At 73.8% G+C, this 23672-nt stretch carries 22 protein-coding genes and 1 pseudogene; 14 read left to right on the top strand and 9 right to left on the bottom strand.

What is annotated here, in order from left to right:
• From ACZ4VA_RS27090 to ACZ4VA_RS27080, 3 genes are all read left to right on the top strand, one after another.
• Positions 1-411 (top strand): DUF2252 family protein (locus tag ACZ4VA_RS27090; protein ID WP_468082765.1); only part of this gene is annotated, 411 nt, incomplete at its 5' end.
• 440 nt (positions 412-851) lie between these two features.
• On the top strand, positions 852-1652 hold the full coding sequence (locus ACZ4VA_RS27085; protein WP_355785229.1) for a hypothetical protein: 801 nt from the start codon (positions 852-854) through the stop codon (positions 1650-1652).
• A gap of 183 nt (positions 1653-1835) precedes the next feature.
• Complete coding sequence (locus ACZ4VA_RS27080) at positions 1836-2165, top strand: rhodanese-like domain-containing protein (protein WP_355785220.1); 330 nt, start codon at positions 1836-1838, stop codon at positions 2163-2165.
• A 103-nt stretch (positions 2166-2268) separates the two neighbouring features.
• On the opposite strand, the gene ACZ4VA_RS27075 is transcribed toward ACZ4VA_RS27080, so the two are convergent.
• From ACZ4VA_RS27075 to paaA, 6 genes are all read right to left on the bottom strand, one after another.
• Positions 2269-3402 (bottom strand): acyl-CoA dehydrogenase family protein, encoded by a 1134-nt coding sequence (locus ACZ4VA_RS27075; RefSeq protein ID WP_468082763.1) that lies wholly within the window; start codon positions 3400-3402, stop codon positions 2269-2271.
• Positions 3403-3719: 317 nt separating this feature from the next.
• On the bottom strand, positions 3720-4787 hold the full coding sequence (locus ACZ4VA_RS27070) for a 2Fe-2S iron-sulfur cluster-binding protein (protein ID WP_355785226.1): 1068 nt from the start codon (positions 4785-4787) through the stop codon (positions 3720-3722).
• Complete coding sequence (locus tag ACZ4VA_RS27065) at positions 4787-5425, bottom strand: PaaD-like zinc ribbon domain-containing protein (protein ID WP_356238084.1); 639 nt, start codon at positions 5423-5425, stop codon at positions 4787-4789. Before ACZ4VA_RS27065 ends, ACZ4VA_RS27070 begins: the two co-directional genes overlap by 1 nt.
• Positions 5422-6156 (bottom strand): 1,2-phenylacetyl-CoA epoxidase subunit PaaC, encoded by a 735-nt coding sequence (paaC, locus tag ACZ4VA_RS27060; RefSeq protein WP_356163707.1) that lies wholly within the window; start codon positions 6154-6156, stop codon positions 5422-5424. The genes ACZ4VA_RS27065 and paaC overlap by 4 nt, the downstream gene beginning before the upstream one ends.
• Positions 6153-6437 (bottom strand): 1,2-phenylacetyl-CoA epoxidase subunit PaaB, encoded by a 285-nt coding sequence (gene paaB / locus ACZ4VA_RS27055; RefSeq protein ID WP_355793485.1) that lies wholly within the window; start codon positions 6435-6437, stop codon positions 6153-6155. Before paaB ends, paaC begins: the two co-directional genes overlap by 4 nt.
• Positions 6434-7477: a 1,2-phenylacetyl-CoA epoxidase subunit PaaA gene (gene paaA, locus ACZ4VA_RS27050; protein WP_468082760.1), complete on the bottom strand. Its 1044-nt coding sequence runs from the start codon at positions 7475-7477 to the stop codon at positions 6434-6436. Before paaA ends, paaB begins: the two co-directional genes overlap by 4 nt.
• Positions 7478-7746: 269 nt before the next feature.
• Between paaA and ACZ4VA_RS27045 the strand changes: the two genes are divergently transcribed.
• From ACZ4VA_RS27045 to ACZ4VA_RS27035, 3 genes are read left to right on the top strand one after another with little or no spacing between them, the layout of a single operon-like run.
• A complete protein-coding gene (locus tag ACZ4VA_RS27045) occupies positions 7747-8766 on the top strand; it encodes a DUF5819 family protein (RefSeq protein ID WP_468082758.1) in 1020 nt (339 codons plus the stop codon).
• On the top strand, positions 8766-10061 hold the full coding sequence (locus tag ACZ4VA_RS27040; RefSeq protein ID WP_468082756.1) for an HTTM domain-containing protein: 1296 nt from the start codon (positions 8766-8768) through the stop codon (positions 10059-10061). Before ACZ4VA_RS27045 ends, ACZ4VA_RS27040 begins: the two co-directional genes overlap by 1 nt.
• A complete protein-coding gene (locus tag ACZ4VA_RS27035) occupies positions 10058-10861 on the top strand; it encodes a TrmH family RNA methyltransferase (protein WP_389390139.1) in 804 nt (267 codons plus the stop codon). Before ACZ4VA_RS27040 ends, ACZ4VA_RS27035 begins: the two co-directional genes overlap by 4 nt.
• Before the next feature lie 21 nt (positions 10862-10882).
• Here ACZ4VA_RS27035 and paaN read toward each other — a convergent pair whose 3' ends face one another.
• The gene (gene paaN / locus ACZ4VA_RS27030) at positions 10883-12589 is read right to left on the bottom strand and encodes a phenylacetic acid degradation protein PaaN (protein WP_355783033.1); all 1707 of its coding nucleotides are present in this window, start codon (positions 12587-12589) and stop codon (positions 10883-10885) included.
• 148 nt (positions 12590-12737) lie between these two features.
• Between paaN and ACZ4VA_RS27025 the strand changes: the two genes are divergently transcribed.
• Together ACZ4VA_RS27025 and ACZ4VA_RS27020 are read left to right on the top strand one after the other, a co-directional pair.
• The gene (locus ACZ4VA_RS27025; protein WP_356238081.1) at positions 12738-14252 is read left to right on the top strand and encodes a 3-hydroxyacyl-CoA dehydrogenase; all 1515 of its coding nucleotides are present in this window, start codon (positions 12738-12740) and stop codon (positions 14250-14252) included.
• Positions 14249-14839 carry a TetR/AcrR family transcriptional regulator gene (locus ACZ4VA_RS27020; RefSeq protein WP_468082753.1) on the top strand — a complete coding sequence of 197 codons (591 nt, stop codon included), beginning with the start codon at positions 14249-14251 and terminating at the stop codon, positions 14837-14839. Before ACZ4VA_RS27025 ends, ACZ4VA_RS27020 begins: the two co-directional genes overlap by 4 nt.
• 247 nt (positions 14840-15086) lie before the next feature.
• Here ACZ4VA_RS27020 and ACZ4VA_RS27015 read toward each other — a convergent pair whose 3' ends face one another.
• Entirely contained in the window at positions 15087-15587 is a 501-nt protein-coding gene (locus tag ACZ4VA_RS27015) for an Lrp/AsnC family transcriptional regulator (protein ID WP_355783041.1), read from the bottom strand.
• 174 nt (positions 15588-15761) lie between these two features.
• On the opposite strand from ACZ4VA_RS27015, the gene pdhA reads away from it, so the two are divergent.
• The 6 genes and pseudogenes from pdhA (at position 15762) to ACZ4VA_RS26985 (ending at position 22412) form a co-directional block, all read left to right on the top strand.
• Positions 15762-16916 (top strand): pyruvate dehydrogenase (acetyl-transferring) E1 component subunit alpha, encoded by a 1155-nt coding sequence (gene pdhA / locus ACZ4VA_RS27010; protein WP_468082751.1) that lies wholly within the window; start codon positions 15762-15764, stop codon positions 16914-16916.
• A complete protein-coding gene (locus tag ACZ4VA_RS27005; protein WP_356163713.1) occupies positions 16913-17917 on the top strand; it encodes an alpha-ketoacid dehydrogenase subunit beta in 1005 nt (334 codons plus the stop codon). The genes pdhA and ACZ4VA_RS27005 overlap by 4 nt, the downstream gene beginning before the upstream one ends.
• Positions 17917-19488: a dihydrolipoamide acetyltransferase family protein gene (locus tag ACZ4VA_RS27000; protein ID WP_389390137.1), complete on the top strand. Its 1572-nt coding sequence runs from the start codon at positions 17917-17919 to the stop codon at positions 19486-19488. The genes ACZ4VA_RS27005 and ACZ4VA_RS27000 overlap by 1 nt, the downstream gene beginning before the upstream one ends.
• Before the next feature lie 75 nt (positions 19489-19563).
• A pseudogene (gene mobA, locus ACZ4VA_RS26995) lies at positions 19564-19986 on the top strand (molybdenum cofactor guanylyltransferase); the annotation flags it as partial.
• Between the two features lie 150 nt (positions 19987-20136).
• Positions 20137-21045: a DUF6457 domain-containing protein gene (locus tag ACZ4VA_RS26990; protein ID WP_468082775.1), complete on the top strand. Its 909-nt coding sequence runs from the start codon at positions 20137-20139 to the stop codon at positions 21043-21045.
• On the top strand, positions 21042-22412 hold the full coding sequence (locus tag ACZ4VA_RS26985) for a molybdopterin molybdotransferase MoeA (RefSeq protein ID WP_468082749.1): 1371 nt from the start codon (positions 21042-21044) through the stop codon (positions 22410-22412). Before ACZ4VA_RS26990 ends, ACZ4VA_RS26985 begins: the two co-directional genes overlap by 4 nt.
• 124 nt (positions 22413-22536) lie before the next feature.
• On the opposite strand, the gene ACZ4VA_RS26980 is transcribed toward ACZ4VA_RS26985, so the two are convergent.
• A complete protein-coding gene (locus tag ACZ4VA_RS26980) occupies positions 22537-23607 on the bottom strand; it encodes a potassium channel family protein (RefSeq protein WP_355792837.1) in 1071 nt (356 codons plus the stop codon).
• Between the last annotated feature and the right edge of the window lie 65 nt (positions 23608-23672).

Here is a 23672-nt window from a genome sequence, read left to right as displayed (position 1 = left end):
CTTCCGGCAGCAACTTCGGTCGCTGTCGCCAACGTGTCTGTCCGCATGGACATGATCCTAGCTCAGACCCACCTATGTTGCGTAGCTCTTTGGCTGCTCGGCTGGACGACGGTCGACGGGCGCCCCTTCCAGGTGCGGCAGTTCCGCAACCGCAAGGGCAGCGTCGACCCCGCCGCCCTCGCCCCCGGCCAGGTGGACGACTACGGCCGGATGACGGGCGCCCTGCTCGCCCGCGCCCACACGCACAGCGCCGACCCGCGCCTGATCGCCGGCTACTGCGGCAAGAACGAGGAGCTGGACGAGGCGATGGCCGCCTTCGCCGTGGCCTACGCGGACCGTACGGAGGCGGACCACGCGGAGCTGGTGGCGGCGGTCGCGCAGGGCCGCGTGGCCGCGGAGGCGGGCGTGTGACGGGAGGGTCGGGCGGCGTCGCGGGTCGGCCCGGGAAACCCCGGGGGCCCGTGGCCTAGGCTGGACGGGTGACGACCCCGGAAGCCGAGCACAGCCAGCCCAGCCGCAGCGAGGCGGACGCCGCCCGCACGACGGAGGACGCCAGCTCCCGCAGCACCGCGAGCCCGCAGCCCGACGAGGGCACGGGGGCTCAGTCCCCCGGCGGACAGAGCGTTCCGGCCGCCGGGGGCGAGCGGGTCGGTTCGGATGCGCAGAGCGCCGCGAGCGTCGAGGGCGGTCAGGTCGCTGCGGATGCGCGGAGTGGCGCGGGCGTTGAGGGCGATCAGGTCGGTGCCGATGATGGTGCCGGTGCCGGTGCCGGTGCCGGTGCCGGTGCCGGTGCCGGTGCGGGCGCGGGCGCGGCGGCTGAGGCAGGCGCCGTCGGAGCGGGTGCCGGTGTCGTGGCCGATGAGGACGCGCGGCCCGAGGCGCGGCTGGAGCGGGCCGTGCGCGCGGCCGAGCAGGCGCTGATCGAGTACGAGATCGCCGTGGAGACCTTCCGCGTCGAGGTCGAGAACTTCTCGCGGCTGCACCACCAGAAGCTCGGGCCGATGTACGCGCGGCTCGACGAGCTGGAGGCCCAGATCGCCGAGGCGCAGGCCGCCCGCACCGGTGACCCGGAGGACGTGCGCAAGGCGGACGAGGCGCGGGCCCGGGTCATGCCCATGCCGGGCGTCGAGGAGCTGTTCCACGGCTGGATGGACTCGGAGGGCCTGTTCCCGGAGGCCGCGGCGATGCTCACGGACCAGCCGGTGCGGCCCCCGCAGCGCGTGCGGCCCAGCGACGAGGCCCGCAGGCTCTACCGCGAACTCGTCCGCAAGGCCCACCCGGACCTGGCGCAGGACGACGGCGAGCGCTCGCGGCGCGACGAGTTCATCACCCGGGTCAACGCGGCCTACGCGCGCGGCGACGAGGTCCTGCTGCGGGAGCTGTCCGCCGAGTGGGCCGCCGGTCCCGTGCCGGAGGAGTGGAAGCCGAGCCGCAGCGAGGAGCTCTACGCCCGCCTCGAATGGCTCTCGCAGCGCAAGGAACTGCTCACGCTCGTAGCCAGTGACCTGGAGGAGAGCGCGATCGGCGCGATGCTCAAGCTGGCTCCGGACGACCCCGACCGGCTGCTGGAGGAGATCGCCGAGCAGCTCCTGGCCCAGGTCGGGCAGCGCGAGGCCCAGCTGGCGGAGCTGATCGGTCAGCAGCGGAGCTGATCGGTCGGCGAGGGGCGTGCGCTGTCGGTCCGCCGACGGGTGGCAGTGGCTGTGGTGGACCTCGGGCGCCTGAGGCTGCCGGTGGACCTCGGGCAGCTGGGGCTGTCGGTGGGCGCCGGATGGCTGGGGCGACGGAGTACTGGTGCGGTCAGGTAGCGTCGAGGCATGCATTTTGGAGCTGGTGTGCCCACCGTCGAGGTCAAGGACCTGACGGACGGAGACTTCCTGCTGGACGTCCGCGAGGACGACGAGTGGCAGGCGGGTCATGCCGAAGGGGCGCTGCACATCCCGATCAGTGAGTTCGTGGCCCGCTACGGCGAGCTGACCGAGGCGGCGCCGCAGGACGGCAGGGTCAATGTGATCTGCCGCTCCGGGGGACGTTCGGCGCAGGTGGCCATGTACCTCGTACAGCAGGGCGTCGACGCGGTGAACGTCGACGGCGGCATGCAGGTCTGGGCCGCCGCGGGCCGCCCCGTCGTGAACGACAAGGGCGAGCAGGGGTTCGTGCTCTGAGCAGGTAACCGCGGAGGCGGATGACCGGCGGGGCGAGGGCGGGGGCCAGGGGTTGGGGTCCCCGCCGTCGGTGGCCGTGAGCCGTCATCCGGTGAGCCGCCGTTCAGCTCAAGGGGTGGGCTGCCAGGAGGTCGCCCAGGGCCTCCTCGTGGGCTGCCGCCGGGCCGAGGGAGAGTTCGAGCTGCTTGGCCCAGGCGTGGTAGCGGTGCAACGGGTACTCCACGTCCGCACCGAAGCCGCCGTGCAGATGCTGCGCGGTCTGCACGACACGTCGTACGCCCTCGGACGCCCAGGTCTTGGCGACGGCCACGTCGGCCGCGGCGGGCAACGCACCGCTCGCACCCGTGGAGATCCGCCACGCGGCCTGCCACAGCGTGACCTCCATGGCGCGCAGGTCGATGTAGCGGTCGGCGGCCTGTACGGCCACGGCCTGGAACGTGGCGACGGGGAAGCCGAACTGCTCACGCTTGCTCGTGTACGCGCTCGTCATGCCGAGCACGCGCTCCCCCAGCCCCAGCGCCAGCGCACACGTCCCGACGGTCAGCAGCTCGCGCAGTTCCTCCCAGGCGCCGTCCGCCTCGATGACGTCCCGTGCGGCGATCCGCGCCGAGTCCAGGCGCAGCTCGCCCAACCGCTCGCCGGTGGTGGAGAGTTGCTCGGCGAGTACGGCTCCCTCGTGGACGCGGGGGAGGAGGGCGAGGACGGTCCGGCCGGCGGCGGTGTGTGCGGGTACGACGATGACGTCGGCGTCGTGCGCCCAGGGCACGGCGGTCTGCAGGCCGTCCAGGATCCAGGAGTCGCCGTCCTCGCGGGCGGTCACGGCGAGTTCGGCCGGGTCGTGGCCGGTGCGGCCGTTCGCGGCGACGGTCAGCACGAGTTCCCCACGGCCGGCCCGTGCCGGCAGGTCCGCCTTCGCCTCGGGGCTGCCGTGCGCCTGTACGGTCACCGCGGCCGCGGTGCTCTCCAGCAGCGGTACCCGGGCCAGTACCTTCGCGGACTCGCGCAGCACCAGGCACAGCGCGACGGCGTCCAGGCCCGTGCCGCCGGACTCCGCGTCCAGCAGCAGGCTCAGCAGGTCGGCGTCGGCGAGCTTCGCCCACAGCGGCCGGTCGAAGTCCTCGGCGACGGCTCTCGCGGTCATGGAGGGGCTGGGTACGGCGTCCGGTGCCACCCCGGCGAACACCGCCCTCGCCGCTTCGGCCGCCGCCTGCTGCTCCTCGGTGAAGGTGAAGTCCACGGTCCCGCCCCTCCCACGCACCCGGCCACCCGTCCTGCCACCCGTCGTGCCGCCCGAACCGGTGGAACCGGCGGATCGTCGGTCGGGTTGCTCCGACGGATCTGACGGTTCGTCAAGATAGAACAGGTTCTACAAGAAGGGAACGGGTGACGAGGGCAGGGGTGGAGAGGGAGGGGTCCGAGGGCGGGCTGGGGTCCGTCCCGCACAGCGCGGCGACGAGCACCGTCGCCGCTGTCGTCACCGGGAATCGGTCACGTCACCGGGAGCGCAGGCCGTCCGGTGACCCGGCAGGGGTGCCGGGTCACCTGAGACTGGGGTCAGCGGTCGAAGTCCAGCTCCACCTTCTCCGTGGCCGGATGGGACTGGCAGGCCAGTACGTAACCCGCGTCCGTCTCCTCCGGCTCCAGCGCGAAGTTGCGGTCCATGCGCACCTCACCCGAGACCAGGAAGGCGCGGCAGGTGCCGCAGACCCCGCCCTTGCAGGCGTAGGGGGCGTCGGGGCGGTTGCGCAGCACTGTCTCCAGGAGGGACTCGCCGTCCTGGACGGGCCAGGTCCCGCCCCGGCCGTCGAGCCGGGCGGTGACCATGCTGTGGGCGGGAGCCGGTGTGGTGACCGCGGGCGCGGCGACGGTGTCCACGTGGAAGATCTCCTCGTGCAGCCGTGTGCGAGGCACCCCGAGGCCGCGCAGCGCCCGCTCCGCGCCCTCGACGAGACCGAGCGGCCCGCACAGGAACCAGCCCGCTACTTGGTCCACGGGCAGCAGCGCCGGCAGCAGCGCGGTCAGGCGCTCCTCGTCGAGCCGGCCCGTCGGGAGTCCGGCCTGCTGCTCCTCCCGGGAGAGCGCCGTCACCAGCTGGAACCGCTCCGGGTAGCGGTCCTTGAGGTCGGCGACCTCCTCCAGGAACATCGTGGAGGCGGCCGTCCGGTCGCTGCGGATCAGGCAGAACCTGGCCTCCGGTTCGCGCGCCAGCAAGGTCGTCACGATCGACAGCACCGGCGTGATGCCGCTTCCGCCGACCACTGCCGCGTACAGCCCGGGCGCCGGGTCCAGGGTGAAGCGTCCGGCCGGTGTCATGACGTCCACCTCGTCGCCGGCCAGGATCTCCTTGAGCGCGTACGTCGAGAAGGCGCCGCCGTCGACGAGCCGCACGCCGACGCGCAGGGTGCGCGGGCCTTCGGGGTCGGCCGGGTCGGGCGCGGGGGAGCAGATCGAGTACGTCCGCCGGATCTCCGTGCCGTCGACGACGCGGCGCAGGGCGAGGTGCTGGCCGGGGGCGTGCCGGAACTCCTCGCGCAGGGCGGGCGGCACGGCGAAGGTCAGGGCGACGGAGTCGTCGGTGAGCCGGTCGACCGCGGCCACCGGGAGCGGGTGGAACCGGGCCATCACAACTCCTTGAAGTGGTCGAACGGTTCACGGCACGTCAGGCAGCGCCGCAGTGCCTTGCAGGCGGTGGACGAGAAGCGGCTGAGCAGTTCGGTGTCGCCGGAGCCGCAGAGCGGGCAGCGCACGGGTTCCGCCGCCGGCGTCCGGGCCGCCGTGAGCTCGTCAGCGGGGGCCTCGGCGCCGGCAACTGTCGCGCCCGGGGTCGTCGGCGCAGGCGTCGCTTCCTGCGCGGTGAGCGTGCGGGTCGGGCCGAGGCCGACCGTCACCGGGCCCGCCGGGCGGCCGCCGCGCGGCGGCGCTATGCCGAACTCGCGCAGCTTGCGGCGGCCTTCGTCCGAGATGTCGTCCGTCGACCAGGCCGGGCTGAGCACCTTGTGCACGGACACCTCGGCGACCCCGTGCTCGTGCAGCACGCGCTCGATGTCGACGGTCATCGCCTCGATGGCGGGGCAGGCGGTGTACGTAGGGGTGAGCTCGACCTCGACCGAGCCGCCCTCGCGGACGTGCACCGCGCGGAGTACGCCCAGCTCCTCCAGGGTGAGGACGGGCAGCTCCGGGTCGAGGACGGAACCGGCGAGCCTGCGCAGTTCCTCCTCGAGCGCGGTCGTGCGGCCCTCGGCCGTGGGGGCGGGGGTCACCACGACGCTCCCGGGTGGCTCCGGTGCAGGTGCTGCATCTCGGCGATCATCCGGCCGAACGATTCCGTGTGCAGGCCCTGCCGCCCGGCGCCCGCCGTCCACGCGCCGGACTGCGGTCCCTGCGGCACGTCGAGGGTCGCGCGGCGCAGGACGTCGGTGACGGAGGTCAGCCAGTCGGTCCGCAGCGCCTCCCAGTCGAGGTCCAGGCCCTCGACCGGCTGGAACATCTCGCCGGTGAACCGCCACAGCGTGTCGCTGGCCTGACGCATCCGCTCGTGGCTCAGCTCGGTGCCGTCGCCCAGCCGCAGTGTCCACTGCTCGGCGTGGTCCCGGTGGTAGTCGACCTCCTTGACGGCCTTCGCGGCGAGCGGCGCCAGCGCGCCGTCACCGGCCGCCAGGCGCCCGTAGAGGAGGTGCTGGTAGGTGGAGAAGTACAGCTGGCGGGCGATCGTGTGGGCGAAGTCGCCGTTCGGCTGCTCGACCAGCTGGAGGTTGCGGAAGGCGCGCTCCTCGCGGAGGTACGCCAGCTCGTCCTCGTCGCCGACCATCGACAGCAGCACCCTGGCCTGGCCGAGCAGGTCCAGCGCGATGTTCCCCAGGGCCACTTCCTCTTCGAGGACGGGGGCGTGGCCGGCCCACTCCCCCAGGCGGTGCGAGAGCACCAGGGCGTCGTCCCCGAGGCAGAGGGCGGCGGCGGCCGTGGTGCCGGCCGCGGGCAGCGTGGGCGTCACAGGTGCTTCACCCCTTCCGGGATCTCGTAGAACGTCGGGTGCCGGTAGGGCTTGTCGGCGGACGGCTCGAAGAAGGGGTCCTTCTCGTCGGGCGAGGAGGCGGTGACGGCGGTGGACGGGACGACCCAGATGGAGACGCCCTCGCCGCGGCGGGTGTACAGATCGCGCGCGTTGCGCAGGGCCAGCTCGGCGTCCGGGGCGTGCAGGCTGCCGGCGTGGGTGTGGGAGAGGCCGCGGCGCGAGCGCACGAAGACCTCCCAGAGGGGCCAGTCGGTGGTCATGCTCGCGCCTTTCCGTGTGCGTCCTCGGGCCGGCCGGTGCCGGCCGTGTCCGTCCTGGCCGCCTGCTTGCCCGCGTACGCGGCGGCCGCGTCGCGGACCCAGGCGCCTTCCTCGTGGGCCTGCCTGCGCTGGGTGAGCCGCTGGTCGTTGCACGGGCCGTTGCCCTTGAGGACCTCGCGGAACTCGGCCCAGTCGATCGCGCCGAAGTCGTGGTGGCCCCGCTCCTCGTTCCACCGGAGGTCCGGGTCGGGGAGGGTCAGGCCGAGGGACTCCGCCTGCGGCACGCAGATGTCCACGAAGCGCTGGCGCAGCTCGTCGTTCGAGTGGCGCTTGATCTTCCACGTCATCGACTGCGCGGAGTGCGCGGACTCGTCGTCCGGCGGGCCGAACATCATCAGGGACGGCCACCACCAGCGGTTCACCGCGTCCTGGGCCATCTCGTGCTGTTCCGGGGTGCCGCGGCTGAGGGCCAGCAGCAGCTCGTAGCCCTGCCGCTGGTGGAAGGACTCCTCCTTGCAGACGCGGACCATCGCGCGTGCGTACGGGCCGTAGGAGCAGCGGCACAGCGGGACCTGGTTCGTGATCGCGGCGCCGTCCACCAGCCAGCCGATCGCGCCGACGTCCGCCCAGGTCAGCGTCGGGTAGTTGAAGATCGACGAGTACTTCTGGCGGCCGCTGTGCAGCTTGTCCAGCAGCTCGTCGCGGCTGGTGCCCAGGGTCTCCGCGGCGCTGTACAGGTACAGGCCGTGCCCCGCCTCGTCCTGCACCTTGGCCATCAGGATCGCCTTGCGGCGCAGGGAGGGCGCGCGCGTGATCCAGTTGGCCTCGGGCTGCATGCCGATGATCTCGGAGTGCGCGTGCTGCGCCATCTGGCGCACCAGCGTCGAGCGGTACGCGTCGGGCATCCAGTCGCGGGGCTCGATGCGCTCGTCGGCCGCCACGGCGGCGTCGAAGGCGCGCTCGTACGCCTCCTGCGCGGCGCCGTCCGTCGCCGGGTCCGCCTCCGTGCGGGTCGTACGCTGCGCGGCTGCTGTTGCCATGCGGTCCCCCTCGACCTCTCGCTCCTGGCTACCGACCGATCGTTCGGTTCGCTCGAAACCATGGTCGGGCGAGCGTCGTAAGGTGTCAACCGCTGTGGATAACCTCACGGGGCCCGGTTCGACCGCTGTGGCCCGTGGGGCTGTGCTGGACCGCGGGTCTGAGTACCGTTCCGTTCCGGTGCGAACGTCGGGGCGCGTGGTGCGCGAGTGATACCGCGCCGTACGGCCGGACGGCGGGGAAGCGGACCGGGATCGGGAAACGGGGCGGAATGGACGCGTACGACGAGGGCTCGGACGCCCGCCACGGGCCCGACCACCCCGGCAGACCCGTGCCGCCCCCGCCCGGTAGCTCCGTGCCGCCCCCGCCCGGTGGTTCCCCACCGCCTACGCCCGGGGGACCTGTGCCGCCCCCGCCCGGTGGTTCCGTGCCGCTTTCGTCCGACGAGCCCGACCACCACGGCGCCTCCGACAGCCCCGTACCGGACGACCCGGTCCTGACCCGCCCCGGCGCCGAGGCCGACGCGAGCCCTTCCGGTGAGCCGGAACGGGTCCGTCCCGGCCCGGAAGCCGTGCGCACCGAGCCGGTCGAAACGGCTGCGCAGGTGTGGCCGGACCCCGCCGGCCGCGCGGCGGTGGCGCCGGACCGGGTCGGGCTCGCCGCGCTGTCGCTGCCCTACCGGATCGCGGCCGCCGGGGCCCTCGCCTTCGTCATGGTGGCCGCCTGCGTGCACCTCGGCATGGTGTTCCTGCATGTCGCACCCTCGAACACGGCGACCAAGCAGCACGGCCGGACCGTCGAGGAGTGGATCTACCCCGAGTTCGAGCAGAACTGGAAGCTGTTCGCGCCCAATCCACTCCAGCAGAACATCGCGGTCCAGGTCCGGGCCGAGGTCAGGACCGCGGACGGCGGGCGTCGTACGACCGGCTGGTACGACCTGTCGGCGCGCGACGGCGAGGCCATCGACGGCAATCCGCTGCCGAGCCACACCCAGCAGAACGAACTGCGCCGGGCCTGGGACTTCTTCGTCGCCTCGCACGACAGCGAGAACCGTCCGGCGGGCCTGCGCGGCGACCTCGCCGAGCGCTACCTGCGCCGCATCGTCGTGCTGCGCCTCGACCGGGAGCGGGTGGACGCCGACGGGGGCGTCGTGGAGCGCGTGCAGGTCCGCTCCCGCACGACCAACGTGCCGCCTCCCGACTGGAGCACGGAGCCGGTGTCCGACAAGCCGGTGCTCCGCGTGCTGCCCTGGTGGCGGGTGCCGACGGGCGGGGCGGGGGCGAGCGCCTGATGAACCGGTTCTCCCTCTGTCTCGCGCGCGGGATCGCCCGCGTCACCGAGACCGCCCTCGGGCCGTACCAGTCGGCGGTGATCCGTATCGGCTTCTCGGCCACCTGGCTGCTGTTCCTGCTGCGCGAGTTCCCGCACCGCCAGGAGCTGTACGGGCCCGACGGGCCCTGGAGCTGGGACCTGGCGCAGCAACTCGTGGCGAGCAACCACTCCTTCACGGTCCTGCTGTGGTCGGACAGCCAGCTGTGGTTCGAGACGGTCTACGCCCTGGCCGTGCTGTCGAGCCTTCTGCTGATGCTCGGCTGGCGGACCCGGACCATGTCCGTGCTGTTCATGGTCGGCGTGCTCTCCCTGCAGAACCGCAGCGTCTTCATGGGGGACGGCGGTGACAACGTCATCCACCTGATGGCGATCTACCTCGTCTTCACGCGCTGCGGGCAGGTGTGGTCGCTGGACGAACGGCGGGCCCGGCTCCGGCAAGCGGCACGCGCGCGTGGAGCGTTCCCCGGCCACGACGTGCTCCAGGGGACGCGGGAAACCCCGGAAGCCCCGGCGGCGAGGGGGACGGCGGACGGGTCCGATCCCGTCGGAGCCGCCCTGTGGGCCGTACTGGGTTTCGCCCTGCTCGCGGCGACGCTGACGGGGAAGATCGACGGCGGTCTGCTCGGGGGCTGGCCGGCCGTCTACTGGGGGCTGTGGGCCGGGCAGGGGCTGTGGTGGGCCGTCGGGCGTCGCGCGCGCACCGCCCAGCCGCGGATCCTGCTCGACGTCGTCGCGAACCTCGCGCACAACGCGGCCCTGCTGGTGATCATGGCCGAGGCGTGCCTGATCTACGCGACGGCCGGCTGGTACAAGATCCAGGGTTCGCGCTGGCAGGACGGCACCGCCGTCTACTACCCGCTCCACCTGGACTACTTCTCGCCCTGGCCCGCGCTCTCCGACCTGCTGTCCGCACACGGGACCGCGGTGCTGCTGGTGACGTACGGGACGGTCGTGGTGCAGGTCGCCTTCCCGTTCACGCTGTTCAACCGGCGGGTGAAGAACGTGCTGCTCGCGGTGATGATGACCGAGCACGCCGTGATCGCCGTGGTCCTGGGCCTGCCGTTCTTCTCGCTGGCGATGATCGCCGCCGACGCGGTGTTCCTGCCGACGTCCTTCCTGCGGCGCGTGGGCGGACGGGTGGCACGCGCGCGTGGGGGGCTGTTCCGCGGCAGGTACAGGGGCCGCACGGTCCCTGGCCCGCGTGGTGAGCAGCCGGATCCCGTGGAGGGGACGCACGTAGGCTTCACGGCATGAACGACCCCGGCGACAGGCGAGGCACGAACGGCGACGGCGGCACCGGCGGCGCGAACGACGCCGTGCGGGCCTGGCACCGGCTCGCCGACGATGCGGTGCTGCTCGACGGCTTCCACGCCCTCAAGCACGCCGTGCGCTTCGGCGCCTCGGTCCCGGTGGCCGTCAGCGCCGACCGGTCCGCCACACTCGCCCTGGCGGACGAGCTGGCCCCCGACGTACGGGAGGTGCTCGACGGGCTGCTCAGCGAGGTCCCGGAGACGACGCTGCGGGCTCTGGTGCCACGTCCGCACCCCACCGCGGTGGCCGCGCTGGCCGTACGACCCTCCCGGACCGCCCACCTGGAGGCCCTGGCGCGTCCGGGCCGCACGGCGCCGGTCGTCGTGCTCGACAATCCCAGGAACCTGGGCAACGCGGGCGCCGTCATCCGGCTCGCGGCGGGCTTCGGGGCGACCGGAGTGGTCACCACCGGCACGCTCGACCCCTGGCATCCCACGGTCGTACGCGGCGGGGCGGGGCTGCACTTCGCGACCGCCGTGGAGCGGCTGACGGTCGCCGAGCTGCCGCCGGGGCCGGTCTTCGCCCTCGATCCGGAGGGCGAGGACATCCGCGGGCTGAAGCTCCCCGACGACGCCGTCCTCGCCTTCGGCTCCGAGCGCAGCGGGCTGTCCGCCGAACTGCGCGCCCGCACCGACCACCTGGTGTCCCTGCCGATGCGCCCCCAGGTCTCCAGCTACAACCTCGCGACCAGCGTCGCGATGACCCTGTTCCACTGGAGCACCACCGGGGGCGCCTCGGCTTGAGGCCCGGCGGGCCCGGGCGGCCTACGCCTCCCGGCGGACCTCCACGATCCTGAAGCGGTTCGCGACGAAGGCGCCGTCGCACAGGGCGGAGTTGGCCGCCGCGTTGCCCCCGGAGCCGTGGAAGTCGGAGAAGGCCGCCGTCTGGTTCACGTAGACCCCGCCGGTCAGGTTCAGCGAGAGCTGGGCGCACTCCTCGAAGCAGACCTCCTGGACGGCCTGCTCGACCTCGTCGGAGGTGGTGTACGCGCCGACCGTCATCGCGCCCTTGTCGCGGATGCTGCGCCGCAGCAGGTCCACGCCGTCCGCCGCCGAGTCGACGGCGACCGCGAAGGAGACGGGGCCGAAGCACTCGCTCAGGTAGGCGGCCTCGTCCTCGGCGCCGTCCCAGTACTTCCGGGCGCCGTCGAGCTTCACGATCACCGGGGTGCGCACCACGGCGCCCGGGAACTCGGGGTTGGCGACCTCCCGGGAGGGGAGGGCGACTTCGCCGAGGCCGGACGCGGCCTCCAGGCGGGCCTTCACGTCGGGGTTGACGATCGCGCCGAGCAGGGCGTTCGCGCGGGCGTCGTCGCCGAGGAGTCCGTCGACCGACCTGGCGAGGTCGGTGACCACCTCGTCGTACGACTTGGGGCCCTCCTCGGTGCGGATGCCGTCACGGGGGATCAGCAGGTTCTGCGGCGTCGTGCACATCTGGCCGCTGTAGAGGGACAGCGAGAAGGCGAGGTTCGACAGCATGCCCTTGTAGTCGTCGGTCGACTCGACGAGCACCGTGTTGACGCCGGCCTTCTCCGTGTAGACCTGGGCCTGACGGGCGTTGGTCTCCAGCCAGTCGCCGAACTCCGTGGAGCCCGTGTAGTCGATGATCCGGATCTCGGGGCGGACCGCCAGGGTCTTGGCGATGCCCTCTCCGGGGCGCTCGGCGGCCAGCGCGACCAGGTTCGGGTCGAAGCCGGCCTCGGTGAGCACCTCGCGGGCCACGGCCACGGTCAGCGCGAGCGGCAGCACCGCGCGCGGGTGCGGCTTGACCAGGACCGCGTTGCCCGTGGCCAGGGAGGCGAAGAGGCCGGGGTAGCCGTTCCACGTCGGGAAGGTGTTGCAGCCGATCAGCAGGGCGATGCCGCGCGGCACCGGTGTGAACTGCTTGGTCAGCGCGAGCGGGTCGCGCTTGCCCTGGGGCTTGGTCCACTCCGCGGTGTCCGGCGTGCGGACCTGCTCCACGTACGCGTACGCCACCGCCTCCAGGCCGCGGTCCTGCGCGTGCGGGCCGCCCGCCTGGAACGCCATCATGAACGCCTGGCCGCTGGTGTGCATGACCGCGTGCGCGAACTCGTGCGTCCGGTCGCTGATCCGCTTGAGGATCTCCAGGCAGACCACCGCGCGCGTCTCCGCGCCCGCGTCCCGCCACGCCCGCATGCCCGCGCGCATGGCCGGCAGCAGTACGTCGACGTCCGCGTGCGGGTAGCTGACGCCCAGCTCGATCCCGTACGGCGAGACCTCGCCGCCGACCCAGTCGTCCGTGCCGGGCTGGCCGAGGTCGAGACGGGTGCCCAGCAGGGCGTCGAAGGCGGCCTTGCCCTCCGCCATGCCCAGGCTCCCGTGCTCCCCGTAGGCCTTGGGGTGCTCGGGGTGCGGGGACCAGTACGCGCGCGTGCGGATCGCTTCCAGCGCCTGGTCGAGGGTGGGCCGGTGCTGGGCGATCAGCTGGTGCGCGGTGAGTTCGGCGGCCATCTAGGACCAACTCCTCGTCTCAGGAGCTCCTCGTCGAGCTCGCGAGCTGGGCAGGAATGGACGGACACGGTTAGAGTAACCGAACGATCGGTCGGGACAAGGGGGACCGCCGCAACTGTGGAAAACCGTGTGCGGGAGGATCGCGAGCATGACAGCACTCGACCTCAGCAGCCCCGTGGCCGTCGTCGGTACCGGCACCATGGGCCAGGGCATCGCCCAGGTCGCGCTGGTCGCAGGCCGGCCCGTGCGGCTGTACGACGCCGTGCCCGGACGTGCCGAAGCGGCCGCCTCCGCGATCGGCGCGCGACTGGACCGGCTCGTCGACAAGGAGCGGCTCAGTGCCGCCGACCGGGACGCCGCGCGCGCCCGGCTGCACCCGGCGGCAAGCCTCGGCGAACTCGCCGACTGCGTACTCGTCGTGGAGGCGGTGCTCGAACAGCTCGACGTGAAGCAGCAGCTGTTCCGCGACCTGGAGGACGTCGTCGGGGAGGACTGCCTGCTCGCCACGAACACCTCCTCCCTGTCCGTGACGGCCATCGGCGGCGCGCTGCGCAACCCGGGCCGCCTGGTCGGGCTGCACTTCTTCAACCCCGCTCCGCTGCTGCCCCTGGTGGAGGTCGTCTCCGGGTTCGCCACGGACGTCACGTCGGCCACGCGCGCGTACGAGACGGCCCGCGCCTGGGGCAAGACCCCGGTCGCCTGCGCGGACACCCCCGGTTTCATCGTCAACCGCATCGCCCGGCCCTTCTACGCCGAGGCCTTCGCGGTCCACGAGTCCCAGGCCGCCGACCCGGCCACCATCGACGCCGTCCTGCGCGAGTCCGGGGGCTTTCGGATGGGGGCCTTCGAGCTGACCGACCTGATCGGCCAGGACGTCAACGAGTCCGTCACGCACTCCGTGTGGCAGGCGTTCTTCCAGGACGTGCGCTTCACGCCCTCGCTGGCGCAGCGGCGGCTCGTGGAGTCGGGCCGGCACGGCCGCAAGTCGGGTCACGGCTGGTACGACTACGCGGACGGCGCCGAGCGCCCCGAGCCGCACACCGCGGAGAAGGCGCCCGCGCCCGCCCACGTCACCGTCGAGGGCGACCTCGGCCCCGCCTCCGAACTCGTCGCGCTGATCCGCGAGGCGGGCATCCAGGTCCGCGAGGAGGAGGAGGACCACGGCACCCGGCTGCTGCTGCCCTCCGGCGGTCAGCTGGTCCTCGCCGACGGACAGACCTCGGTCGAGTTCCGTGACGTCGTCTACTTCGACCTGGCGCTCGACTACCGCCGGGCCACCCGGATCGCCCTGTCGGCCTCCCAGGACACCGCCGCCCGGACTCTCTCCGAGGCGACCGGTCTCTTCCAGGCGCTCGGCAAGGACGTCAGCGTCATCGGGGACGCCCCCGGCATGATCGTCGCCCGGACGGTGGCCCGGATCATCGACCTGGCGCACGACGCCGTCGCCAAGGGGGTGGCCACCGAGGAGGACATCGACACCGCGATGCGGCTCGGCGTGAACTACCCCCTGGGTCCCTTCGAGTGGAGCCGCAGGCTCGGCCGGACCTGGGCGCACGACCTCCTGGAGGAGCTGCACCTGCGCGAGCCCTCGGGCCGTTACGCGCCCTCCCTGGCGCTGTACCGCCACGGGCACGCCTCCGAGAAGCGGGAGGGCACCTCGTGACCACCGCCAAGCGGGACACGTACACCCCGGAGACGCTGCTCCATGTCGCCGTGCAGGTCTTCATCGAGCGCGGCTACGACGGCACTTCCATGGAGCACCTGTCCAAGGCCGCCGGCATCTCCAAGTCCTCGATCTACCACCACGTGGCGGGCAAGGAGGAGCTGCTGGGCAGGGCCGTGCGCCGGGCGCTGGACGGCCTCTTCGGCATCCTCGACGAGGAGCACGCGCGCGTGGGGCGTTCCGTGGAGCGCCTGGAGTACGTCGTACGGCGGATGGTCGAGGTGCTCACCGCCGAGCTGCCGTACGTGACGCTGCTGCTGCGGGTGCGGGGCAACACGGACACCGAGCGCTGGGCCCTGGAGCGGCGCCGGGACTTCGACCACCGGGTGGCCGAACTGCTGAGGGCGGCGGCCGCCGACGGCGACGTACGGGACGACATCGAGTTCCGGCTCGCGACGCGGCTGGTGTTCGGCATGATCAACTCGATCGTGGAGTGGTACCGGCCCGACGGCCGGGGCTCCGCCGAGCGCGAGGTGGCCGACGCTGTCGTACGCCTGGTCTTCGAAGGGCTCCGCAAGGAGGGCTGACACTCCTGACGGGGGCCCTGTCCGGGCCCCGGATTCCCACGGGGCCCCCTATGCCTAACTTGGGTTCAACGGGGCCCCCTATGCCTAACTTGGGTTCAACGGGGCCCCGTCCGGGCGGCTCACGCCACGGGACCCTGTCCAGGCCGCCCACGCCACGGGGCCTCCTGGCCAGGCCCCCTATGCCTCACTCGGGTTCAACGGGACCTCCGCCCGAGCCGCCCACGCCACGGGACCCCGTCCGGCCCGCTCACGCCTCGGGTTCCACGTCCTCCTCCTCGAAGACCAGCAGCGTGCGCGTGCTGAGTACCTCGGGGATGGCCTGGAGGCGGGTGAGCACCAGCTCGCGCAGGGCGCGGTTGTGCGGGGTGTGCACCAGCAGCAGGACGTCGAAGTCGCCGCCCACCAGCGAGATGTGGGCGGCCCCGGGCAGCGCCCGCAACTGCTCGCGGACCGTGCGCCAGGAGTTCTGCACGATCTTGAGCGTGATGTACGCCGACGTGCCCTGGCCCGCGCGCTCGTGGTTGACGCGGGCTCCGAAGCCCCGGATGACCCCGTCCTCGATGAGGCGGTTGATCCGCGCGTAGGCGTTGGCCCGCGAGACGTGGACCCGCTCGGCGACGGACCGTATCGAGGCGCGTCCGTCCGCCTGGAGCATCTGCAGGATGTCCTGGTCGATCGGGTCGAGCGGACGGGCGGGCGGCAGCTCCGTCCCGGCCCCAGCTCCCTCGGCCATTTGTTCAGGTGCCATGTCCCCCCGCCTCCCTACCATGGACGTACTGCGTCCATCTCAGGCTGTGCAGAACCGTTTGTCCACAGCCTGGCGGTGCCTGTAGCCAAAATGTGCCGACGACCGAACAATCGGTAGGTGAGGCGCATCACACCCGGTGCGTCTCTCCAGCCGCTCCCACGAGGAGGTGCCGTCATGACGGTCATGGAGCAGCGAGGCGCTTACCGGCCCACACCGCCGCCCGCCTGGCAGCCACGCACCGACCCCGCGCCGCTGCTGCCCGACGCGCTGCCCCACCGCGTCCTCGGCACCGAGGCCGCCGCGCAGGCCGACCCCGACCTGCTGCGCCGGCTGTACGCCCAGCTGGTCCGCGGCCGCCGCTACAACACGCAGGCCACCGCCCTCACCAAGCAGGGCCGTCTCGCCGTGTACCCCTCCACCACCGGCCAGGAGGCCTGCGAGGTCGCCGCGGCGCTCGTCCTCGAAGAGCGCGACTGGCTCTTCCCGAGCTACCGGGACACCCTGGCGGCCGTCGCCCGCGGCCTGGACCCCGTCCAGGCGCTCACGCTGCTGCGCGGCGACTGGCACACCGGGTACGACCCGCGCGAGCACCGCATCGCGCCCCTGAGCACCCCGCTCGCCACCCAGCTCCCGCACGCCGTGGGTCTCGCCCACGCCGCCCGCCTCAAGGGCGACGACGTGGTCGCGCTCGCCATGGTCGGCGACGGCGGCACCAGCGAGGGCGACTTCCACGAGGCGCTGAACTTCGCGGCCGTCTGGCAGGCCCCGGTCGTCTTCCTCGTGCAGAACAACGGCTTCGCGATCTCCGTCCCGCTCGCCAAGCAGACCGCGGCCCCCTCGCTGGCCCACAAGGCAGTCGGCTACGGGATGCCGGGCCGCCTGGTCGACGGCAACGACGCGGCCGCCGTCCACGAGGTCCTCGCCGACGCCGTGCGCCGTGCCCGCGAGGGCGGCGGCCCGACGCTCGTCGAGGCCGTCACGTACCGCATCGACGCCCACACGAACGCCGACGACGCCACCCGCTACCGCGGCGACGCCGAGGTCGAGACCTGGCGCGCGCACGACCCGATCGCCCTGCTGGAACGCGAGCTGACCGAGCGCGGCCTGCTCGACGAGGACGGCGTACGGGCCGCCCGCGAGGACGCCGAGGCGATGGCCGCGGATCTGCGCGAGCGCATGAACCAGGACCCGGTGCTCGACCCCATGGACCTCTTCGCCCACGTGTACGCCGAGCCCACCCCGCAGCTGCGCGAGCAGGAGGCGCAGCTGCGCGCCGAGCTCGACGCCGAGTCGGACGGTTCGCACGGGTCGGAAGGGGCCGGGCGATGACCACCGTTGCCCAGAAACCGGCGACCATGGCGCAGGCCCTCGGGCGCGCCCTGCGGGACGCCATGGCCGAGGACCCGACGGTCCACGTCATGGGCGAGGACGTCGGCACGCTCGGCGGTGTCTTCCGGGTCACCGACGGGCTCGCCGCGGAGTTCGGCGAGGACCGCTGCACGGACACGCCCCTGGCGGAGGCCGGCATCCTCGGGACCGCCGTCGGCATGGCGATGTACGGGCTGCGGCCGGTCGTCGAGATGCAGTTCGACGCCTTCGCCTACCCGGCGTTCGAGCAGCTGATCAGCCACGTCGCGAAGATGCGCAACCGCACGCGCGGCGCGATGCCGCTGCCGATCACCATCCGCGTGCCCTACGGGGGAGGCATCGGCGGCGTCGAGCACCACAGCGACTCCTCCGAGGCGTACTACATGGCGACCCCGGGGCTGCACGTCGTCACGCCCGCCACGGTCCCCGACGCCTACGGGCTGCTGCGGGCCGCCATCGCCTCCGACGACCCCGTCGTCTTCCTGGAGCCCAAGCGCCTGTACTGGTCGAAGGACACCTGGAACCCGCAGGAGCCGCCGGCCGTCGAGCCGATCGGCCGCGCGGTGGTCCGGCGTCCCGGCCGCAGCGCCACCCTCGTCACGTACGGCCCGTCCCTGCCCGTCTGCCTGGAGGCGGCCGAGGCGGCGCGGGCCGAGGGCTGGGACCTCGAAGTCGTCGACCTGCGCTCCCTGGTGCCGTTCGACGACGAGACGGTGTGCGCGGCCGTCCGGCGGACCGGGCGCGCCGTCGTCGTGCACGAGTCGGGCGGGTTCGGGGGACCGGGCGGAGAGATCGCCGCGCGGATCACCGAGCGCTGCTTCCACCACCTGGAGGCGCCGGTGCTGCGGGTCGCCGGGTTCGACATCCCGTATCCGCCGCCGATGCTGGAGCGCCACCACCTGCCCGGTGTCGACCGCATCCTGGACGCGGTGGCACGGCTGCAATGGGAGGGCGAGAGCTGATGGCCCAGGTGCTGGAGTTCAAGCTCCCCGACCTCGGGGAGGGCCTGACCGAGGCGGAGATCGTCCGCTGGCTCGTCCAGGTCGGTGACGTGGTCGCCGTCGACCAGCCGGTCGTCGAGGTCGAGACCGCCAAGGCCATGGTCGAGGTGCCGTGTCCCTACGGGGGCGTGGTCACCGCCCGCTTCGGCGAGGAAGGCACCGAACTGCCCGTCGGCGCCCCGCTGATCACGGTCGCGGTCGGAGCGCCCGCGTCGGCGTCCGAATCCGCGCCCGCGCCCGCGTCCCGGCCGTCCGCGTCCTCGAACGGCGACGGCGACGGCGACCAGGGATCGGGCAACGTACTGGTGGGATACGGCACCCAGGCCCCGCCCGGGCGCCGCAGGAGGGTCCGGCCGGCGTCGCCGGTGCCCGGGACCCCGTCGGGGAGCCGCGCGGACGGATTCGCGTCCGCCGGAGCCGCGCCCTCCCTCGCGGGAGCCGCCGCGCCGTCGTCCGGGAAGTCCGCCGGGGCGGGGACGGCCGGGTCCGCCCGGCCCGAGGCCGCCGGGACGTTCGGGACGGGCGGTGCCGTGGACGGCCGTGCGGTCGCCGGGCGGACGGAGGGTCCCGTTCCGGTGATCTCCCCCCTCGTGCGCCGGCTGGCCCGGGAGAACGGGCTGGACCTGCGTGCGCTTGAGGGGACCGGGCCCGACGGGCTGATCCTGCGCGCGGACGTCGAGTCCGCGCTGCGGGCGGCCGCCGGCCGGGGTGCCGTACGGGTGCCCGAGGGCCGTGGACCCGCTGCCACCGGTGCCGCCCTCGCCGACGCGGCCTCCGCCGTGCGCGGCGACGGGACCGGAGTCCCGGCCGCCGCCGGGGCGGTCCGGACGCCCGCTGCCGGGGAAGGTGTGCGCGTGCCGCTCAAGGGCGTTCGCGGTGCCGTCGCCGACAAGCTCTCCCGGAGCCGTCGCGAGATACCCGACGCGACCTGCTGGGTCGACGCCGACGCGACCGAACTCATGCGGGCGCGCGCGGCGATGAACGCGGCGGGCGGCCCGAAGATCTCGCTGCTGGCGTTGCTCGCGCGGATCTGCACGGCCGCGCTGGCCCGCCACCCCGAGCTGAACTCGACGGTCGACCTGGAGGCCCGTGAGATCGTGCGGCTCGACCGGGTGCACCTGGGCTTCGCCGCGCAGACCGAGCGCGGGCTCGTGGTGCCTGTCGTCCGGGACGCGCACACGCGGGACGCGGAGTCGCTGAGCGCGGAGTTCGGGCGGCTGACCGAGGCGGCGCGCACCGGGACGCTGACGCCCGCGGACCTGACGGGCGGCACGTTCACGCTGAACAACTACGGCGTGTTCGGTGTCGACGGCTCCACGCCGATCATCAACCACCCGGAGGCGGCCATGCTCGGCGTCGGCCGCATCGTCCCCAAGCCGTGGGTGCACGAGGGCGAGCTGGCCGTACGACAGGTCGTGCAGCTCTCGCTCACCTTCGACCACCGGGTGTGCGACGGCGGTACGGCGGGCGGCTTCCTGCGGTACGTCGCGGACTGCGTGGAGCGGCCGGCGGTGCTGCTGCGGACGCTGTAGGCCACCGGGGGACGCCGCCGTCCACATGCTGTGCGCGGGGGTGGCAATGATCCCCCGGGCGCCCATACTCGGGGGATGACCGCGCACGAGCCACTCGGCGCCGCCGTCGGCACGGCGGACGCCGTCGCGGCCGGCGTCCCCGCTCCGGGCGCCGCGCCCGCCGCCTATGACGCCGTCGTGCTCGCCGGGGGCGGCGCGCGGCGTCTCGGGGGCGCGGACAAGCCCGGCGTGCGGGTGGGCGGACGGGCGTTGCTCGACCGGGTCCTCGCCGCGTGCGCCGGAGCCGGGACCACCGTCGTGGTGGCCGACCCCAGGGCGACCGCCCGGCCCGTGGTGTGGGCCCGTGAGGATCCGCCAGGCGCGGGACCCGTCGCCGCCCTCGGCGCGGGACTCCGGCACATCACCGCCGAGTACGTCGTGGTGCTCTCGGCCGACCTGCCGTTCCTGACGGCGGGGACGGTACGGCGCCTCCTCTCGGCCCTGCTGACGGGCGACGCCGGCCCGGCCCGCCCCGGCCCGGGAGACGCCGCCGGCCCCGGTGCGGAGAAGGACGGGGGCACCGGCCGCCCGCGGCACCCCGTGCCCGCCACACCGGACGGACCCGGCCCCGCACCCGTCGCACCGGACGGACCTGGCCCCGCACCCGCCGTGAGCCGCGAACCCACCGATTCCGCGCCCCCCGCCGCTCCCGGCCCCGCACCCGCCGTGAGCCGCGAACCCACCGATTCCGCGCCCTCCGCCGCTCCCGGCCCCGCACCCGCCGTGAGCCGCGAACCCACCGATTCCGCGCCCTCCGCCGCTCCCGGCCCCGCCCCCGTCGTGGGCCGCGAACCCAACGGCTCCGCGTCCCCCGTCGCCCCCGCTGTGAGCGCCGAAGTCACCGGCCCCGTACCCCCCGCCGCCCCCGGCAGCGCCCAGCCCGCGCATCCCCGCGAGCCCCACCGTGGCGACACCGTCCCGGCCCCGCATCCCGCCGCCCAGGCACCCCGCCCCCCGCAAGGCACCCCTCCCGACGGGGTGCTGCTCACCGACCGGGACGGGCGGGAGCAGCCGTTGGTGGCCGTCTACCGGGCGCAGGCGCTGCGGAGGGTGCTGGAGGGGCTGGCCGGTGCGCGGGGCGGGCTGGACGGGCTGCCCCTGCGGCAGGTCACCGCCGCCCTCGAACTCACCCGTCTCCCGGACCCCGTCGCCTCCTTCGACTGCGACACCTGGGACGACATCGCCACCGCTCGGTCACGCATCAGGGAGCATGGGCTCGTGTTGGATGAATGGATTTCCGCAGTCAAGGACGAACTGGGCATCGACCTGGACGTCGACACCGGCATCCTGCTGGACCTGGCCCGGGACGCCGCGCACTCGGTGGCACGGCCCTCGGCGCCGCTGACCACGTTCCTCGTGGGTTACGCGGCCGCGCGGGCCGGAGGCGGCCCCGAGGCGGTGGCCGAGGCCGCCCGCAAGGCGTCGGCGCTCGCGCGGGCCTGGGAGGCCGAGGACCTCCCCGCGCCGCCGCCCGCCCCGGCCGGCGAGGGTCCCGTCGTCCGTCCGGACGCCGGATGACCGCCGCTGGCGGCACCCGCAACAGCCAGGAGGACGAGGACTTCGACGTCGAAGAGGCCCTCGCCCTGGTCAAGGGGGAGACCGTGCCCGGCCCCACGAGCAGTCCCGAGCCCGCGCCCGTACCGGAGGGCGAACGGCACGGGCGGCCCGCCGCGCCCGCCGGACACCGGGCCACCCCCTGGCCGCGGGCCCGCACCGCGGCCGAGCGGGCCGGCCGTGCCGGAGCACGCCGGGCACCGGTGTCGGTGCCGCTCGACGCCTCCCTCGGCCTGGTCCTCGCCGCCCCGCTCGGCGCGCTGACCGACCTGCCCTCGTTCGACACCAGCGCGATGGACGGATGGGCACTGGCCGGTCCTGGCCCCTGGGACGTGCGGGAGGAAGGCGTGCTCGCCGGGCACGCCGAGCCGGCACGGCTCACCGACGGCGAGGCGGTGCGGATCGCCACCGGGGCGCGCATCCCGCAGGACGTCACCGCCGTGCTGCGCAGCGAGCACGGACGGACCGACGACAAGGGGCGGCTGCACGCCACCCGCGAGGTCGTGCACGGGCAGGACATCCGCCCGCGCGGCCAGGAGTGCCGCAGCGGCGACCAGTTGCTGCCCGTCGGCGCGCTGGTCACCCCGGCCGTGCTGGGTCTCGCCGCGGCCGCCGGGTACGACACGCTCGCCGTCCTCCCCCGCCCGCGGGTCGAAGTCCTCGTCCTGGGCGACGAGTTGCTCACCTCGGGTCTCCCCCGGGACGGGCTCATCCGGGACGCGCTCGGCCCCATGCTGCCGCCGTGGCTGCGGGCCCTGGGCGCCGAGGTCCTCGGCGTGCGGCGGCTCGGCGACGACGCCGAGGCGCTGCACCGGGCGATCGCCGGTTCCGCCGCCGACCTGGTCGTCACCACCGGCGGTACCGCGTTCGGCCCGGTCGACCACGTGCACCCCGTGCTGGACCGGCTCGGCGCCGAACTCCTCGTGGACGGCGTCAAGGTCCGCCCCGGCCACCCCATGCTGCTGGCCCGCATCAAGGAGGACCAGCACCTCGTCGGCCTGCCCGGCAACCCCCTGGCCGCCGTGTCCGGGCTGCTCACGCTCGCCGAGCCCCTGCTGCGCGCCCTGGCCGGGCGGACGGCTCCGGAGCCGTACGGGATGCCCCTGAAGGACGGCGTGCACGGGCATCCGTACGACACCCGGCTGATCCCCGTCGTGCTGCGGGCGGAGCAGGCCGTGCCGCTGCACTACAACGGCCCCGCCATGCTGCGGGGCATCGCCGCGGCCGACGCGCTGGCCGTCGTGCCGCCCGGCGGCGCCCGGGCGGGCCAGGACGTGGAACTGCTCGACCTGCCCTGGGCGCTTGCCGGCCTCGGGGCGTGTCTCGCCTAGGGCCTGTCGTTTGGATCAGGTCGGCCGTGACGGACGGTTCGTCCCGGCGACCCCGCGACACTGGCCTGATCCAAACGACAGGCCCTAGCCGCCGAGCGGGCGGGCGGCCGGGCCGGCTGTCCGCCTACGGGTGGGGCGTGCCGTTGCCCGTCCGGCTGATCGTGATCAGGCGGTCGCCCGCCCGCAGCGGCGCGGTGTCGGGCGCGGCATGGTCCAGCACCCTCCGGTCGCGTACGACGGCGACCACGAGGTCGGCGCAGTCCCGCGGGGCGGCGCCGATCTCCCGTTCCGACACGGCGCGTTCCGTCAGGTCGAGGCCGCTGCCGTAGGTCATCAGGCCCTCCAGGACGTCGGCGGCGTGCGGGCTGCCCACCGAGACGCCCAGCAGGCGCCCGGCCGAGCTGGAGCTGGTGACGACCATGTCGGCGCCGCTCTGCTTGAGCAGCGGCACGTTCTCGTCCTCCCGGACGGCGGCGACGATCGTGGCGCGCCGGTTGAGCTGGCGGGCGGTGAGCGTGACGAGGGTCGCCGTGTCGTCGCGCTGCGGGGCGACGATCACCTGGGCGGCGTGCTGGATCTCGGCCTTGAGGAGGGTGTCGGAGCGGGTGGCGTCCCCGAGCACGGACACCAGTCCGTCGCTGCCGGCCGCGTCCACCGTCTTCTGCTGCGGGTCGACGACGACGATCCGGTGCCTCGGGATGCCCTGCCCGAGCAGCGTCTCGATGGCGTGCCGTCCCTTGGTGCCGTAGCCGACGACCACCACGTGGTTCCGCATCCGCGAGCGCCAGCGGTGGATGCGCACCTGCTGCCGGGTCCGCTCGGTGAGGACCTCCAGGGTGGTGCCGACCAGGATGATCAGGAAGAGCACGCGCAGCGGGGTGATGACGAGGATGTTCGTGAGCCGGGCGGTGTCGCTGACCGGGGTGATGTCGCCGTAGCCGGTGGTGGAGAGGGTGACGGTCGCGTAGTAGGCGGCGTCGAGGAGGTCGACCGAGCCGTCGGAGTTGTCCTGGTAGCCGGAGCGGTCCAGCCAGACCAGGAACGTGGTGAACGCGAGGACCAGCAGCGCCATCGCCAGCCGCCGCAGCACCTGCTGGAGCGGCGGCACGGTGACCTCGACCGGCAGCCGGATCGAGCGGCCCGCCTCGGCGTCGTCCAGGGCCTCCGTGCGCGAGCGGTACCAGAGGGAGCGCAGGATGGAGAAGCGTCCCGCGCCCGGACCGTCCTCCCGGGTGGCCCCGCCCCGCCCGTCCGTCCGGC

The sequence above is a fragment of the Streptomyces sp. NPDC028308 genome, assembly GCF_055565855.1.
The sequence above is the reverse complement of the archived record's forward strand: the minus strand, read 5'-3'. Positions and strand labels throughout refer to the sequence as shown.